The following is a 16,002-nucleotide window of genomic DNA, read 5'->3' on the forward strand; positions in this document are numbered from 1 at the left end:
TCCTGAGCTTTATCGCAGGGCCGGCGCACGCATCCCGCTCGCGGAGAAATAAGCGGCCAGCGCCGCGATGTCCTCCTCTTCGAGATTGGCGGCCGCCCGCGTCATCAGTTCCCTGAACGGGCCCCCGCCGCGTGCCTTCCTGACGAAGAGCCGCATTTGATTGGCGAGATAGGCTTCAGCTTGACCGGAAAGGCGCGGGTAAGCCGGATTTGCGTCCCTCCTGTCGTGACAGGAGAGGCAGGCCGGGATGCGCCGCTCGGCGTCTCCCTTCAGGGCGAGCGCCTCGCCGCGCCGTATCAAGCTGTCCCGCGCCGCCGGTTGCAGGACGGTCGGCGGCAGGCTCGCGAAATGCCGTGCGAGGATATTGCGCTCCGCCTCGCTCAATCCTTCAATCGCCACGGCCATGATGCCGCTCGGTCGGGTTCCTTTCGCGTAGGCCGCGAGCGCCTGCTCGAGATAGGTCGATGACTGTCCCGCCAGATTTGGGATGAGGCTTCCGGCGCGAAGACGATCCGGCCTATGGCAGCCGTTGCAGGTCTCAAGCACTCGGTCTGTTTCCGCCGATTGCGTGGCCGCGTAACCCGCCAGCGCACGATAGCTCCCGGCATCCAGGTCGGGGTATCGGCGCAGGAACGCGACCATGGCCCAGACCTCGTCCTCGCGGTTTGCGACCGGCCAGGCAGGCATGCCGGTAAAGCGCACGCCATGCTGCACGATCTGGAAGAGTTCGGTATCTGCCCAGGACGCCACCTTGTCCTTCAGATCGGGTGGTGGAGGCAGCATCCTGCCGACACTCTCCGGTCGTTCCAGGGCGGGCGAGCCATGGCAAGGCACGCAGCCGGCCTCGAAATGGCCGGCGGCCATCGCCAGCATATCCTGTGTGAACTCCGGCACCTTCCTGCCAAGCGCGGCGGTGCGTACCGAGGAGCGCATGACCCAGTGCAGAAACCAGTCCGTCACTTTCCAGTGGCCCGTGCTCGCGCCGATGCCGATGACGCCGGACCAGGCGATCAGGAAGGCCGCCAGCGCGACGGCGACTACGAGGCCGGCAATATGCTTCCAGCCGATCAGCATCGCGCTTCGTCCTCCCTAAGCAAGCCGGCCAACAGAACGATGCCCCCAAGAAGATAGGCTAGCGCGCCGACCATCAGCATCACCACGCCGCCGATCTGCTGATCCGCGGCCGCGGGAAGGAGAATGCCAAAACAGGTAACATCGCCTACGCGATAGAGCGGACGCGGGGCGAGGGCGAGCAGCACGCCGAGAAGCGTCACGTGCATGGATGTGAACAGAAGGCCGATCGTGCCGGCCAGGCGCCCATCGCCCGGCCGGAAGCAGGCATGCCAGAGAATGACGCCTGCGACCAGGAAGCTCGCCTGTTCGAGGAGGGAAACGGCAAGGCTGGCATCGGCGATCTTTCTAAATGCGGGGAAATGCCAGAACCAGACGATAACGAGCTCGACGAGCGAGGCGAGCATCGGGCTTATCCGGGCCGCGCCCGCAGGCAGATCGAACCGCGTGCCGCGCACGCCATAAGCGAGTAGCGGAGCGACGACCGCGACGATCCCCATATGGACGATCATATGGAGGCCGAACGAGCCACCGCCGAAACCGCCAAGTAGCGTCGCGCCGAGCACCGCGAGAAGGATGAAACCGAGGATGCGTGCGATCCTCTTCATGGCTGGCACGTCCCGATGAACACGAGCGGCACGGAGACGAAGAGCACCGCTACGAAGCTGAGGCCGGAGAGGAGCAGCGTTGCAAATCCCTGGAAGAGCATGCGGTCTTTCCGGGTCGGCTCGTCGTGCGGCGGATCGCCGGACCCGAAGCCCCACTGCCGCCAGGCGAGAAAGGCGGAGAGCGCGATGCCGGCAAGGGCGGCCACGGTGACCGTCCCCAGCGCAAGGCGCATCGCCTCGAAGGAGAAGGGGGCTGCGCCCGCCTTCGCGCAGTAGATGGCGGCGGTGATGTAGCAGACGAGGAAATGCAATGCCCAGATGGTCGGTGCCGTGAAGAGGGTCCAGAGGCTCTCGATCTCCTTGGGAATCAGGCGCACGGATCACCTCAACACCGGAAAGAGGCCGAGGACGCTGAAGGACGTGACCGCCGTGACGACTAGGAAATGCCAGTAGAGTACGACATTGCGGAGGTCGATGTCATGGCGGGCGTCCATCCGTCCGGCAAGGCTACCCGCCAGGCAATAGAGCTGCATGACGATGCCGACGCCGCCATGCACCACCGTCCAGAGCGCAACGACCCAGACGATAGCCGGATAGACGTGCGCTGTCGGTTCCATGCCGGTGAGATAGGGGCCGGCAAGGCCAGAGCAACCCGCCGCAAGCGTCAGGAACAGGGAAACGAGGAGCGAAAGACGCGTGAGGCCCGGCCGGTCTTTGCCGTTGACCCAGCGCGCCAGCAGCATGGCCAGCCAGGCCAGCGTGAAGAGGCCGGCGGCAACGAGCGGCCAGAGCATGCCGGGCCCGGCATGGCCGGCCGTGAAATCGTCGTGGATGGTCCAGTAGAAGAAGTAGCCGAACATCAGGCTGGCATAGGCGGTGCCGTCGCCGGCCATGGTGATGAACATGGCCCACCAGCCGACCGATTGCGGGCCGGACATGTAAAGCGGCAAGGTCTTTCCCAGCCCGACATCGCGCATCTCTTCCCTGGGAATGGCGGCGGTGCCCGTCCAGAGCCAGGCAACGATGGCGGCAAGGGTGACCACCGCGCAGATCGCCGTCGTGATCCACCAGTGGAAGGTGAGCGCGATGAAGACGCCGCCGAGCGAAAAGGCGGCGACGATGGTGAGGACGGAGGTGCCGCCGACGCGCAGGCACTGGACAGGCTCTGCATCGAGCACCGAGGTGACGAGCGTTTCGCGCGCGCCGTCCTTCGCATCGGGCAGATAGTAGCGGCCCGCCTTGATATCGTCGTTGATGCCGGGCTGGTCCCAGATCGGATAGCGGCTCGTGATGATGGGGATGGAGCGAACACCCCACTTTTCCTCCGGCTCGCTGATCCATTCCAGAGTGCCGGCATTCCACGGGTTCTGCTCGCCCTTGGGTTGCCGGAGCTTCGGCCTCAGCACGTCGATCACCACCACGGCGACACCGCTGGCGAAGACGAAGGCGCCGATCGTCGAGATCAGATTGAACCAGTCCCAGCCGACCCCGGCGGGATAGGTGAAGACCCGCCGCGGCATGCCGCGCAGCCCGGCGAGATGCATCGGAAAGAAGGCGACGTTGAAGCCGACGAACATCAGCCAGAAGGCGGCCTTGCCGAGCCGGTCGGAGAGCTTTCGCGCGTTGAGCAGCGGATAGTAATAATAGATGCCGGCGACGACCGGGAAGAGCATGCCGCCGATCAGCACGTAATGGAGGTGGGCGACGATGAAATAGGTATCGTGCGCCTGCCAGTCGAAAGGGACCAGCGCGACCATGACGCCCGTCAGCCCGCCGATGATGAAGATCGCAAGGCCGCCCGCGCCGAACAGCATCGGCACGGAAAAGATCACGCGGCCGGCGAGCATGGTGGCGATGAAGACGAAGATCTGCACGCCGGTCGGGATTGCCACCGCCTCCGACGCGGCGGAGAAGAAGGCGAGCGATATCTGCGGCAGGCCCGTCGTGAACATGTGGTGCACCCACAGGCCGAAACTCAGGAAGCCGGTGCCGACGGCGGCGAGCACGATCCAGGAATAGCCGACGATGGGACGTTGCGCGAAGGTCGGCACGATCATCGCCATGAGCGCAATGGCCGGCAGGAAGATGATATAGACCTCAGGATGGCCGAAGATCCAGAACAGGTGCTGCCAGAGCAGCGGATCGCCGCCGCGCGCCGCGTCGAAGAACGGCCAGTCGAACATCCGCTCCATCTCGAAGAGAATGTCGCCGGCAATCAGCGGCGGGAACGCGAAGAGGATCATGCCGGCGACGATGAGGAGATACCAGGCGAAGAGCGGCATCATGTTGACGCGCATGCCGGGTGCGCGGCACTTCATGATGCCGACGATCAGCTCGACGGCCGCAGCGATGGAGGCAACCTCGATGAAGGAAAGCCCGAGAAGCCAGATGTCGGCGCCGATGCCGGAATATTCCTTGTCGGTGGCGAGTGGCGGATACATGAACCAGCCGGTATTGGGTGCCGCGCCGAAGAAAATGGAGCCGCAGACGAAGACGCCTCCGAGGGTGAAGCTCCAGAAGCCGAAGGCGGAAAGGCGAGGGAAGGGCAGTTCCCGCGCGCCGAGCATGGAAGGCAGGAGGAAGATCGCCACCGCCTCGAAGATCGGCACGGCGAAGAGGAACATCATGACGGTGCCGTGCAGGGTGAAGGCCTGGTTGAATGTTTCCGCGGAGAGAAAGTCGTTATCGGGCACGGCAAGCTGCACGCGCACCAGAAGGGCGAGCACGCCGGCAAACAGCATGAAGAAGAAGGCGGCCCCGCCATACCACAGGCCGATCTCGGTGTTGTTGACGGAGGTCCAGTAGCGCCAGCCGGACGGCGTTCGCCAGACCGCACGAAGCTCGGCTTCCTGAGACTTGCGTTCTTCCGTCGAAGGTTCGGGTCGGGCCGCGTCGGTCATTCGAGCCCCACGAGATATTCGGCGATGTCGGCAATGTCCTCGTCCGGCAGCATGTCGAAGGCCGGCATCTTCGCACCGGGCTTCACGGCAGCGGGATTGCGGATGAAGCGGGTTACGTTTTCGCGCGTATTGGCAAGGGTGCCGGCCCCGACCGTCTGGCGTTGGCCGAAAAATGTGAGGTCCGGTCCCAGGCTCGCGGGCGGCGTCAAGCCTCTTATGCCGTGACAGCCCGCACAGCCGTGATGTGCGAAGAGCCGTTCCCCTTCGCTCCCGCCCGACCTGTTGCCGGCGGTCTGTGCGCGCCGCCAAGCCGAGTAATCGGCGGGCTCCATGACGATCACGGAAAAGGCCATCAGCGCATGGGCGGTGCCGCAGAATTCCGCGCAGGGCGCGCGGAAGACGCCCGTTTTCGTCGGCAGAAGCGACAGCGTATTCGTGCGCCCGGGGATCATATCCATCTTTCCGCCGAGCGCAGGGATCCAGAAGGAGTGGATGACATCGGCAGCCTCGAGCGAGAAGGTGACACGCTCCCCCACGGGAAGGCGCATCTCGTTTGCCGTCTCGAAGGCAGGCATGCCGCCGCCCGCCGGATAGCGGATGCGCCACCAGAATTGTTCGCCCGTCACCTCAATCATTTCCGGTTTCGTTGCCTGTCGCGCGAACCAGGGCCGGATCGCCGGCATCAGCCAGACGGCGTAGGCAAGCAGGGCGAGCAGTACGACGACAGGAAAGGCGACGCCGCCGAAGAGGATCAACCGGCCGGCCTCTTGCGCGGTCCATCGGGCGCTCCGCCGCCTTGCGGCGTGAAGAAGCAATCCCATGACCGCAAGCCAGATCAGCGTGCCGCCGACGACCATGAGGAGAAGGAGCCGGTAGATCGCGACCGCCTCTTCACCCGCGGGGGCGAGCGCCGACTGAACGCCGGAACAGCCGCTCAACGGGATCAGCAGGATGGGTAGCGCGCGACGGAAAATTGCTTTCGCTCCGGTGAACCTCCTGAAGCGATATGGCCCGATTTTGCGGATCGGCAAGGGTGGGTCGGAATGGCAATGGCGATCCTGCCGCGAGGCAGCCGTGCCTCAGCCAAGGTTGTCGGTCTGTCCGTCCGCGGAGCTACCGGGGAAATCGCGCCGCAAAGCGCTCGAACAGGTCGGTCGCACCGACCTGTCCGCCTTTCAGCAGGAGGACGGTTTCGTCGAATGGGCTCCCGGTTGCATGTCCCCGGCAGACGGCGACGCCCGGGCCTGCGCGCTCGATGAATGAAAGACTTCTGAACCCGAGTTGTTTCACGAGCACGCTGGACGTGTCGCCGCCGGCGACCGCGATGCCGGCGACGCTGCACCGGCACAGGATCGACCCGGTCAGCCGGGCCAGCCAATCGGACAGTGCGGCCGGAGTCCGGCCATAGTCGAGATTCGGCCTCAGGTGGATCATCACGTTCGCACCGGCTTCGATCCGGCCGGCGCATCGGCTTGCGAGCTCTTCCTGACGGCTGAGGTCCTCCCGCCGGAGCGCGAGACGTTCATAGCTGTCGGCGGCCGCTACCTGAACCGCCGTCGCCGACGAGCGGCTGCCGGCTACGGCGAGGATCGGGCCGCGTTCCCACACAGCCGAGGCCGTGTTCGGTTCCGTCAAGGGATCCCCGGGAAAAAGCGCTTCGGCCGCGCTGCTGGCGCCGACAAGGAGTAGTGGTCCTTCTTGATCGTCGATTTCCGCCAGCCGTTTCCCGAGGCGATCGATATCCGGCTGTTCGATTGCGTCGATCAGGGTTCGGCCCGTTTTCAGGGCGGTGTCCAACGTCTTGCGGCCCGTCAGGGAAAGACCTTCCACGCCTTGTCTGGCCAGGTGAACCCGCAAGTCCGCCTCGTCCATCGGCGTGACCGGGTGACGGCTCATGATGGGGTGCCGGTCGATCCGATACACCTCACCGTCCGGCGCGCGCGCGAAGAGCGTCCCGAAGAGGCAGTAGCGTCCGAGACTCGGCTGACCGCCGACCACGATCGTGCGTGACGGGGCAAGCGTCGCTTCAAGCGTCTTCACGGCAGCGCCGATGCTACCGGTCTGCGGCGCCGAATCGAACGTCGAGCAGATCTTGTAGTGCACGAACCGTGGTGAAAGCGCGCGCAGGGCAGGCGCCATCGCACCCAGCCGCGTGGCAATGTCCTCGGGCGACCGGGCTCTGAGATCGGTCGCTATTCCAACGGCGTCGAGGCCTGCGGTCTCCTCGGCCTTCGGCATGTCCAGGAACAGGCGCGCCTTCGCGCCGCGCTCCGAAAGCGTCGCCAGCGTGTCCGACGCGCCCGTGAAGTCGTCGCCGATGAACACGATCCGCGCCATTCTAGGAACCGAAGAATCGCAGGGCGGCCGCAAGTTCGCTCTGCGAAGATGAGGCGCTTTCAAGGGTTTGGCCGAGGCAGATGGCGTCCCAGGCCTGGCGCAGGCTACGGACGCCGGCAGCCGGGCCGTCGGGATGGGCGAGAATGCCGCCGCCCGCCATGAACATGAAGTCGGCGGAGCCCGCCGCATCGAGCGTCACCGGCAAGGTGCCGGCCCACTGGCCGGACGAAAACGCCGGCATGACGATATCGCCGTCGCCGGAAGCGTCGGCCGCCAGCGGCTGAAGGCAGCGGCGCGCCGCGGCTTTCACCTCTTTCGCCGCGTCGGAGAATTTTCCGCCGATGCCGTGGACGTGCATATGGTCGACGCCGGCAAGCCGGTAGAGCGCCTGATAGGCGTCGAAGCCGATGCCAAGCGCCGGGTGGCGGGCGAGGGCGCCGTAGCCGTTGCGGTGGCCGTGGACGGCCAGCCCTGTCGCGCGGCGCAATGTCTGCATCCCGGATAGGCCGCACCAGTTGAGGCTTGCCATGACGCAGGAACCGCCTTCCTGCTCGACCAGATCGGCATGGCGGCGCATCGCGTCGGTCTCGTCGGTGATGTTGAAGGCCACCATCACATGCTTGCCGGTCCTGTCCCGGTGCTCCCGGACCTTGGCCATCACGGCCGGCACGCGCTCGGCAATCGGGGCATGGTCTGGATTGGCGCAGACCTCGTCGTCCTTGATGAAGTCGATGCCGGCCTCACAGAGAAGCTCCACGACATCGGCGATCTCGTGCGAGCGCATGCCGACATTGGGCTTGATGATCGTGCCGAACAGCGGCCGGTCATGGACACCGGTTGTGCGGCGCGTTCCGGCAACGCCCATGGCGGGCTGCTCGAAGCGGTTGCGATAGGCCTGCGGCAGCGCGACGTCGATGAGCCTCAGGCCGGTGACTTCGCCGAGATCGTAGAGGTTGCCGGAAACGGTCGCCGCGAGCGTCGGCAGGTTGGCGCCGATATTCGCCACGGGGAAGGCGACGCGCACATGCGCGCGCCGCCAGGGCCCGCCGATGGCCTTGCGCTCGAGATAGGCGCTTGTAAGGCTAGGCGCTTGGGCAGGCTCCAACTCCTCGACGGAAAGGACCTCGGCGGCGGCGCGCTCGCGCAGTTCGTCGGTCTCATTGGCGACGCGCACGAAGGTGCCGCTCGACTGTTCGCCGGCCATGATGTCGGCGATCCTGCGCGGATCGAGCGGCGTCTCGATCAGGTAGGACGCCTCTATGCGTTCGGCGCTCATGCTCAGATCACCGACAGGTCGGGGAAGGGCCTGACGGGGTCATTGCCGTCCCAACCTTCCGATGCCGCACGAATGAGGTCGAACATGCGGCCCTTCGGCCCCATGACCTCGGAGAGCTCGATCACCGTGCCCGGATGGGCCTCACGGTCGAAATAGCAGAAGCGGCCGTTCTCTCCCACCTTGCCGCTCATCCTGACCTTGAAGCCTTCGGCTTCCATAGCCGCGAGGTCTGCGTCGTATTGCTGCGTCCAGTAGGCGACATGCTGAAGCCCGCGATGGCCCGCCTGTCGGAAGTCGCGATACATCGACGGCGCATCGTTGCGGCACTGGATCAGCTCGACCTGGACATAACCGCTATTGGCCAGCGCCACCGAATTATGCACGTCGTAGGCCTTGCCGTCGTAGCGGTAATCCTCGATCGGCACGCGTGGATTGTAGTACCAGGGACCGACACCCATCACGTCGTACCAGTGCTTCATTGCCGCTTCGATGTCGTCGACGACGTAGCCGAGCTGGCGGATTGGCCCGAGAAACTTGCTCATGGAAGTGTCCTATTGAGAAATGAGATGCGGCAGCCAGGTGGACACCGCGGGTACGACCGTGACCACAAGCAGCGACAGGATCAGCGGGATGAAGAAGGGCAGGGCGCCGCGCACGACCGAATGAACCGGCATCCTGGCAATGATCGACACCATGTAGAGGCTCATGCCCACCGGCGGCGTCAGCAGGCCAATCATCAGGTTGAGCACGAAGACAATGCCGAGCTGGAGCGGATCGACGCCCGCCGCGTGCAGGGTGGGCGCGACGATCGGCGCGATGATGAGGATGGCGGCAATCGATTCCAGGAACATCCCGACGATCAGCAGCAGCAGGTTGACCAGCAGCAGCAGCACGAAGGGGCTGTCGGAAAGGCCGAGCAGCAGGGCGCCGGCCTTTGCAGGCACCTGGTCGAGCGTCAGCACCCAGGCGAACACGGCAGCCGTCGAGACGATGAAGAGGATGCTCGCGGTCGCCTCGACCGTCTCCCTCAAACCGTCCAGGATCGCCTTCAGCGTGAGCGAACGGTAGATGAAGGCTCCGATGAGGAGCGCATAGGCGACGGTCACGCCGGCGACTTCCGTCGGGCCGAAATAGCCGCTGAGCAGGCCGCCGATCAGGATAAGCGGCGCAAGCAGCGCGGGGAAGGAGATCACGGCCTTTGCGGCGACCTCACGCACCGTCGGCTTCACGGTGTCGCGGGGCAGGTCGTAAAGGCGCGCCATTACGGCGACCTGAAGCATGAGGAACAGGGTGATCAGGATCGCGGGAACGACGCCGGCGATAAGCAGTTGAACCGCCGAGACGTTGGTAACGCTGGCATAGATGATGATCGGAATGGATGGCGGGAAGATCGGGCCGATCGTCGCCGCGGCGATGGTCAGGCCTGCCGCGAAGTTCTTCTTGTAGCCTTGGCGGACCATCTCGTCGATCTGGATCCTGCCGAGAGCGCCGATGTCGGCCAGTGCCGCTCCGGAAACGCCGGAGAAGATAAGGCTCACGAGGATGGCCACCTGGGCGAAGGAGCCGCGGATGCGCCCGACCAGCATGCGGATCAGGTCGAAGATGTGTTGTGTCACGCCGATCGAGCTCAGCAGGCTCGCGGCCAGGATGAACAGCGGCACCGCCAGCAGCGGCGTTGAGTCGAGCGCGTTGACGCCACGCTGTGCGAGCACATGGATCGGTAGTCCGTAGGCGAGGATCGTGATCGCAGACGATAGGCCGAGCGCGACCGCGATCGGCGCGCCCACGATAAGCGCGGCGGCGAAGAGGGCGATGAGGAGCAGGCTCATGACGGCGAAACCCCGGGCTCGTCGTGTGACAGGTCGGCGCCGCGCAGCAAGGCTGCTATCCGGGCGACGGTGATGATCGTGAGTAGCGCCAGTGCGATCGCCGCCGGCGTGTAGTAGACCCAGTTCGGAATGCCAAGGGTGGGCGTGGCGAACTTCCAGGCGCGCGACAGGAAGGCGTAGATCGACCACACGGAGATTGCGCCGAAGGCAAGGACCATGATCTCGACAATCAGGGCGCAGGCCCGCCGGCCGGCGGGCGGCAGCATGGTCGGCACCATGTCGACGGCGACATGGCTGCCGCGCAGTGCCAGCAGCGGCACGCCGAGGAAGACGAGCGCCACGCCGCAGAAGCGTGAAAGCTCGTCCGCCCAGGGCATGCCGAGGTCGAAGAGGTTCCGGCCCAGGACCTGAGCAACGATGAGTATGCTCATCATGGCGAGCAGGAGGATGCCGAGATTGAGGCAAGCTCTGGATATGGTCGCCAATAACCTGCCGCCCGGCATGCCTGCCGTTTCGTTCATCATCTGATTGTCCTTTCGGGCCGGATGAGGATCAGGCGATCGCCTTGATCTTCTCGTAGAGCGCGCCGAACTTCTCGCCGAAACGTTCCTCGACGACCTTGCCGACCGAGGCGCGGAAGGCATCGACATCGAGGCCTTCTGCAGGGCCGATCACCTTCATGCCCTTGTCGCGCAGCGCCTGGGTGTCCTTTTCCTCGTTGTCCTCGATCGCCTTGGTGGCGCGGTCGCGGATGTCGAGCGAGGCCTTCGCGACGGCGTCCTTCTGGGCGTCCGACAGGCCCTGCCATGCATCCTCGTTCATCACGACGACTTCGGCATTCGACATGTGGCCCGTCAGCATGAGGTGCGACTGCACTTCATAGAGCTTGACGTTGAGGATGACGTTGACCGGGTTCTCCTGGCCGTTGACGACGCCGGTCGCAAGGGCGGTCGGCACTTCCGACCAGTCGACCGGAACGGGCGCCGCGCCCATCCCCTCGACGGCGGCCTGATAGATCGGGAACGGAACGGCGCGGATCTTCATGCCGGCGAGGTCGGCGGGCGTCTTGACCTCCTTGTTGCAGGTGAGATTCCGGCGGCCGAAATAGTGGGCGTAGATGACGCGGCAGTTCGCCGCCTGGATCAGGCCCTCGTTGAGCTCCTGCATGACCGGCGAATTGATGTCCATCACCTTCATCAGGTGATCGATGTCGCGGTAGAGATAGGGCGTATCCAGCGCGGCGAAGGGCTCGTAGAGAGAGCCGATGCCGCCGGCAGTGTTGTGCGAGAAGGCGATGGTGCCGAGCGAGACTGCCTCGGCCAGTTCCTGGAGCTTGCCGAGCTGCGAGGAGGGAAAGACCTCGACCTTGACGTCGCCGTTCGAATGCTTGCCGACTGCCTCGGCGAACCAGTCCGCCTGGGCGCCGGCGACGCTTGCCGGCTCGTTGTTGTGGCCATAGCGCAGCGAAACGGGTTCCGCGCGCACGATGGCCGGTGCGAACAGGGCCACGCCGGCGCCAAGGCCGAGGCCCATCACGCCGCGGCGTGTAATGTCGAATGACTTGCGGTTCATGAGATCCTCCCTGAGTGAAATTGATGTGATCATCCCGCGATCGCCCCACACGGATGCCGGATAATCTCCTCCTCTTGACAATACGGTAAGAAACGGAAAGCCTCAGGTCAAACAGCAAAAATTGAGGTGATTTGAGGTGAATGTGGTCAGGTCGGGAAATCCATCCCTGAACGATGTCGCCGCCGCCGCGCGCGTTTCGCTGGCAACGGTCGACCGCGTGATGAACCGCCGCAAGGGGGTGAAGGCGCGCACGGTGGAGCGGGTTCTGGCTGCTGCGGTGGGCCTCGGCTATCTCAGCGGGGAGGAGCGCGACCTCCTTTCCGCCCCGCGTCCCGCCCATGTCGCCTTCCTGCTGCCGATGGGCGGCAATCCCTACCTCAAGCTGCTGGGCGAGAAGGTCCGGGACGTGGCGGAGACCGGCCGCCGCGATGCAAGCCCCGTGCGATGCTTCTTCATCGAGAGCTTCAACGCCGCGGCCATAGCGGCGGCGCTACGGCTCCATTCCAAATGGGCCGACGGCATCGCCTTCATGGCGATCGATCATCCGCTGGTGCGCGAGGCGGCCGAGGAGGTGAGCGCGGCGGGAACCCGTCTGGTCACCATCGTCTCCGACATGATCCATCCGGCCCGCGAGGCCTATGTCGGCCTGGACAATCACGCGGCCGGCCGCACGGCGGCCTATCTGCTCGGCCGGTTCTGCGGTTCGCGCGAGGGCAGCGTGGCGCTGGTCGCCGGCAGCCGCACATATCGCACCCATTCGGAACGCGAACTCGGCTTCCTCGGCCTTCTCGAAGAGACCTATCCCCGCTTGCGCGTGGTAGGAATGCGCGAGGGCCACGACGACCGCAACGAGAACTATCGGCACACATTGTCGCTGATCGACCAGAACCCCGATCTTGTCGGCATCTACAATGTCGGCGGCTCGTCGGATGGGATCGCGCGGGCTCTGCGCGAACGCGGCAAGGGCGACAGCGTGGTCTTCATCGGACACGGACTGACCGCCGACACGCGCCGCTTCCTGATCGAGGGCACGATGGACGCCGTCATCAATTCCGATCCGGATCAGGTGATCGCCCGGGCGCTTGAGCAGTTCTCGATGTCCGCGCCAATGAACGCGGCGGGACTTGCATGCCCACCGTTGAGCATGGAGATCATCTTCCGCGAGAACATTCCGCTGGTGGCAAAATAGAGGTAGCGGCAACCTTCGCCCGGCTATCGGTCGTCATCGACCTGTGACCGTCTTTTGCGGAGGTCCGTCAGGCCACGGCGGGCCAGTTTCTCGTTGAATGTGCGCAGCGGAATGCCGAGGCTTGCGGCCGCGCGGACCGCATTGCCTTCGCTAAGATTGTAGGCCTGGGAAATGAGATGCGCCTCATAGGACGCCATCCGTTCCGGCAAGGTGAGTGCATCGGCCCCGAACGGCTCATTGTCTGCCGCCGCGACGGGCTCGTCGAGGCCGAGAGCGAAGCGCTCGGCCTGTGCCTTGAGTTCGCGGATATTTCCCCGCCATTGCTGCTGTTGCAGTTGCGCGATCCGTTCGGCGGGGACCGGCCGGATGGGGCGACCGTAGCGGCACGCCGCAAGGGATGCGAAATGCCCGAACAGGAGACCGATGTCGCCCCGCCGCTGACGGAGCGGCGGAATGCGGATATCCACGGTTGCCAGCCTGTAGAAGAGGTCTTCGCGAAAGCGTCCGGCGGCGATATCGGCCGAAAGGTCGCTCTTGGCTGCCGCCACGATGCGCACGTCGACTTGTCTCGGACGGTTCTCGCCGAGTCGTTCCACGACCCGCTCCTGCAATACACGCAGGATCTTTGCCTGCAAGCCGAGGGGCATCGACTCGATTTCGTCGAGGAACACAGTTCCGCCCGCGGCGTGCTCGAATTTGCCCTCGCGGTCGGCGATGGCGCCGGTGAAGGCCCCTTTCACATGTCCGAAGACCTCGCTCTCGAAAATGGTTTCCGGCAGTGCGCCGCAATTGATCGCGACGAATGGGCCTTTCGCACGCCGGCTGAGCCGGTGTAGTGCCTGGGCGACCAGTTCCTTGCCTGTGCCCGTCTCGCCGATGATCAGGACATCGATATCCACGTCCGCGAGCGTTGCCACACGTTCGCGCAGGGTCCGGATCGCCGGGCTGTCGCCGACGATGGAGTCTGGCTCTTCCCGCGCGCCGACAAGGGTTTGCAGGCGCGCGATCTCCTGCTTCATCCGCCGCTTCTCGACAGCCTTGTCCAGCACGGAGAGAAGCCGGTCGGCGTCATAGGGCTTTTCCAGGAAATCCTCGGCGCCCTGCTTCATTGCCTGCACCGCAAGGCCCACATCGCCATGGGCGGTGATGAGGACCACCGGGAGATCACCCCTGCGGCGGGTCAGCGAGTTGAGAAGCGTCATCCCGTCGATGCCGGGCATGCGCACGTCGGTGACCACGACGTCCGGTTCCTCGCGCAGCGCCGCCGTGAAGGCCTCTTCCGGTCGGTGGAACGCGTCGACCGAAAAGCCGCTGACGGCAAGCCAGTCCGCCGCGGCCTTCAGGAGGTCGCGGTCGTCGTCGACGAGCAGGATGCGCCCGCGGCTCATTGTGCCGCCTCCAGGCGGCCGGTGTTGCGCTTGCCGAGCGGCACGTGGATGGTTGCGGAGGTTCCCCCGCCTGGCGCCTCGGCAAAGCGGATCTCGCCGCCGCATTCGCGCACGATCGTCGTGGCAATCGACAGGCCGAGGCCGAGGCCTTCCCCTGTCAGTTTCGTCGTGAAGAAAGGCTCGGCGATGCGGCCGCGATGTTCCGGCGCGATACCGGACCCGTTGTCGACGATCGCCACCGCGACGTGAGCCTCGTCCTGCGTGCGCCGGATGACGATGGACGGATCGGGGCGCTCTTCCACCGCGTCCAGCGCATTCAGCAGGAGATTGAGCATCGCCTGTTCCAGCTTCAGCGCGACGGCCCTTACCACGGGCGAGGGGGTCTCGGCCTCGATGAGCGGCGTAACGCCGAGGGTTTTCGTGCGTGGGGCGGCAAGGTCCACCACGTTGCCGATGACCGTGTCGATGGAGACGTCCTCCAGCTCCGAGGCATCCTTGCGCGCGAAGGTCTTGAGGTGCTTGACGGTGCGCTGCATGCGCTTGACGAGGGATCGCGCATCGACGATGCGCTCGCCCGCGGCCTCTGCCGCCTGCTTGCCGGCCAGCACGCCGGCCGTTGCAAGCGTCGCGTCGAGCGCGGCAAGCGGCTGGCTCACTTCATGCACGATCGCCGTCGACATGCGCCCGAGGGCCGCCATCTTCGCCGAATGGATGAGGCCCTCCTGCGTGCGGCGCAGTTCCTCTTCGGTTTTCCGGTGCATATCGATTTCCAGAGCCAGATCCTGCGTGCGCTCGGCCACCATGCGCTCGAGCAACTGGCCCTGCCGCAGCCGCATGCGGATGAACTGGGCGCGCTGGTGGAGGAAGTAGAGGGCGCCGGTTGCCAGGAGGCCGGCGATCAGCGTGGCGAGCGCCCAGAAGCCGGCAAGCTTGGCGGTATCGGCGGTGCTGGTGGCCGCCAGCACGCGCCAGCCGTCCGGCTCGACCGTTGAGAAGCGGGCAAGCAGGCGGTTCTTGCCCTCGCGGAGCATGAGGGCGGGGCCTACCGCTGCGGGCAAAGGCAGGCTTGCGTCGTCCGGCAGGATCGGCGGGCGCGCCGCGAGATCCGCGCCTTCATAGGTGCGCTCGGCGACAAGCCGTCCCGAGGCCTCCGGCCCGAGCGGGACGAGCGGCCGGTACTTCCAGTCCGGATTGCCCGACAGGAAGACGATGCCCCATTGGTCGGCGATGGCGGTCTGCACGCCGGCCGCTTCCCAGGCCAGTTCCAGCGGCGACAGGTCCGCCTTGACCACGACCACGATGGGCGGCTTTCCCGCACTGTCGATCCTAGAGGCGAGGAAATATCCCGGTTTCCCGGTGGTCACGCCGATCGCATAGTAGCGTCCTTCGCCCTTGAGGATCGCATTGCGGAAATAGGGACGGAAACTGTAGTCATGCCCGACGAAGCTCTCCGGCGTCGCATGGTTGCTTGCCGCAAGCGTGATGCCTTGCGCATCCAGGACGTAGAGATCGGCGGGGCCAGCCTCCCGGACGATGGTTTCCAGATAGCGGTTGGCGGCGGCAAGCGAGGCATTGCTGCGGTCGGGGCCGGCCACCGCGCGGATGCGTGCATCCTCGCCGACCACCTTCGGCAGATACCGAAAGCGCTCGATCTCCGTCTCGATCGCCCGGTTGGTCAAGACGAGGCTGCGCTGGAGCTGGCCTTCGAGCGAGCCGACCGCCACGCCGTTCGCAAGATCGTAGGCGACGAACGGCGCGATGCACGTTGCGATGAGCATGCCGATCGTCATGCGACCGATGGTGCGCGTCATTCTCGGGCCAATCCGTCCTTG

Annotated in this window: 14 protein-coding genes; 1 reads left to right on the forward strand and 13 read right to left on the reverse strand. The window is 65.3% G+C overall.

The window, feature by feature from the left end:
* Positions 1–9 precede the first annotated feature (9 nt).
* From ACZ5TO_RS20175 to ACZ5TO_RS20225, 11 genes are all read right to left on the reverse strand, one after another.
* Positions 10–1,074 carry a c-type cytochrome gene (locus ACZ5TO_RS20175; protein ID WP_464800980.1) on the reverse strand — a complete coding sequence of 355 codons (1,065 nt, stop codon included), beginning with the start codon at positions 1,072–1,074 and terminating at the stop codon, positions 10–12.
* Positions 1,068–1,679, reverse strand: coding sequence for a cytochrome c oxidase assembly protein (locus ACZ5TO_RS20180; protein ID WP_464800981.1), 612 nt, complete (start codon positions 1,677–1,679; stop codon positions 1,068–1,070). Before ACZ5TO_RS20180 ends, ACZ5TO_RS20175 begins: the two co-directional genes overlap by 7 nt.
* The gene (locus ACZ5TO_RS20185) at positions 1,676–2,056 is read right to left on the reverse strand and encodes a hypothetical protein (protein WP_184146643.1); all 381 of its coding nucleotides are present in this window, start codon (positions 2,054–2,056) and stop codon (positions 1,676–1,678) included. The genes ACZ5TO_RS20180 and ACZ5TO_RS20185 overlap by 4 nt, the downstream gene beginning before the upstream one ends.
* 3 nt (positions 2,057–2,059) lie before the next feature.
* Complete coding sequence (gene ctaD / locus ACZ5TO_RS20190) at positions 2,060–4,579, reverse strand: cytochrome c oxidase subunit I (RefSeq protein WP_464800982.1); 2,520 nt, start codon at positions 4,577–4,579, stop codon at positions 2,060–2,062.
* Entirely contained in the window at positions 4,576–5,610 is a 1,035-nt protein-coding gene (coxB, locus tag ACZ5TO_RS20195; RefSeq protein ID WP_464800983.1) for a cytochrome c oxidase subunit II, read from the reverse strand. The genes ctaD and coxB overlap by 4 nt, the downstream gene beginning before the upstream one ends.
* An 82-nt stretch (positions 5,611–5,692) precedes the next feature.
* Positions 5,693–6,916 carry a four-carbon acid sugar kinase family protein gene (locus tag ACZ5TO_RS20200; protein ID WP_464800984.1) on the reverse strand — a complete coding sequence of 408 codons (1,224 nt, stop codon included), beginning with the start codon at positions 6,914–6,916 and terminating at the stop codon, positions 5,693–5,695.
* Between the two features lies 1 nt (position 6,917).
* Complete coding sequence (locus ACZ5TO_RS20205; RefSeq protein ID WP_464800985.1) at positions 6,918–8,192, reverse strand: ribulose-bisphosphate carboxylase large subunit family protein; 1,275 nt, start codon at positions 8,190–8,192, stop codon at positions 6,918–6,920.
* Positions 8,193–8,194: 2 nt separating this feature from the next.
* Complete coding sequence (locus ACZ5TO_RS20210; protein ID WP_464800986.1) at positions 8,195–8,734, reverse strand: VOC family protein; 540 nt, start codon at positions 8,732–8,734, stop codon at positions 8,195–8,197.
* A gap of 9 nt (positions 8,735–8,743) precedes the next feature.
* On the reverse strand, positions 8,744–10,021 hold the full coding sequence (locus ACZ5TO_RS20215; RefSeq protein ID WP_464800987.1) for a TRAP transporter large permease: 1,278 nt from the start codon (positions 10,019–10,021) through the stop codon (positions 8,744–8,746).
* Complete coding sequence (locus ACZ5TO_RS20220) at positions 10,018–10,545, reverse strand: TRAP transporter small permease (RefSeq protein ID WP_464800988.1); 528 nt, start codon at positions 10,543–10,545, stop codon at positions 10,018–10,020. Before ACZ5TO_RS20220 ends, ACZ5TO_RS20215 begins: the two co-directional genes overlap by 4 nt.
* A gap of 28 nt (positions 10,546–10,573) precedes the next feature.
* Positions 10,574–11,593 (reverse strand): TRAP transporter substrate-binding protein, encoded by a 1,020-nt coding sequence (locus ACZ5TO_RS20225; RefSeq protein ID WP_464800989.1) that lies wholly within the window; start codon positions 11,591–11,593, stop codon positions 10,574–10,576.
* 142 nt (positions 11,594–11,735) lie between these two features.
* Here ACZ5TO_RS20225 and ACZ5TO_RS20230 point away from each other — a divergent pair, with 142 nt between their 5' ends.
* Positions 11,736–12,782, forward strand: a complete 1,047-nt coding sequence (locus ACZ5TO_RS20230) for a LacI family DNA-binding transcriptional regulator (protein ID WP_464800439.1) — start codon at positions 11,736–11,738, stop codon at positions 12,780–12,782.
* 23 nt (positions 12,783–12,805) lie between these two features.
* On the opposite strand, the gene ACZ5TO_RS20235 is transcribed toward ACZ5TO_RS20230, so the two are convergent.
* Both ACZ5TO_RS20235 and ACZ5TO_RS20240 read right to left on the reverse strand, forming a co-directional pair.
* Positions 12,806–14,170, reverse strand: coding sequence for a sigma-54-dependent transcriptional regulator (locus tag ACZ5TO_RS20235; protein ID WP_464800440.1), 1,365 nt, complete (start codon positions 14,168–14,170; stop codon positions 12,806–12,808).
* Positions 14,167–15,981, reverse strand: coding sequence for an ATP-binding protein (locus ACZ5TO_RS20240; protein ID WP_464800441.1), 1,815 nt, complete (start codon positions 15,979–15,981; stop codon positions 14,167–14,169). The genes ACZ5TO_RS20235 and ACZ5TO_RS20240 overlap by 4 nt, the downstream gene beginning before the upstream one ends.
* Positions 15,982–16,002 lie beyond the last annotated feature (21 nt).

Source organism: Shinella sp. Sh6, from assembly GCF_055392685.1.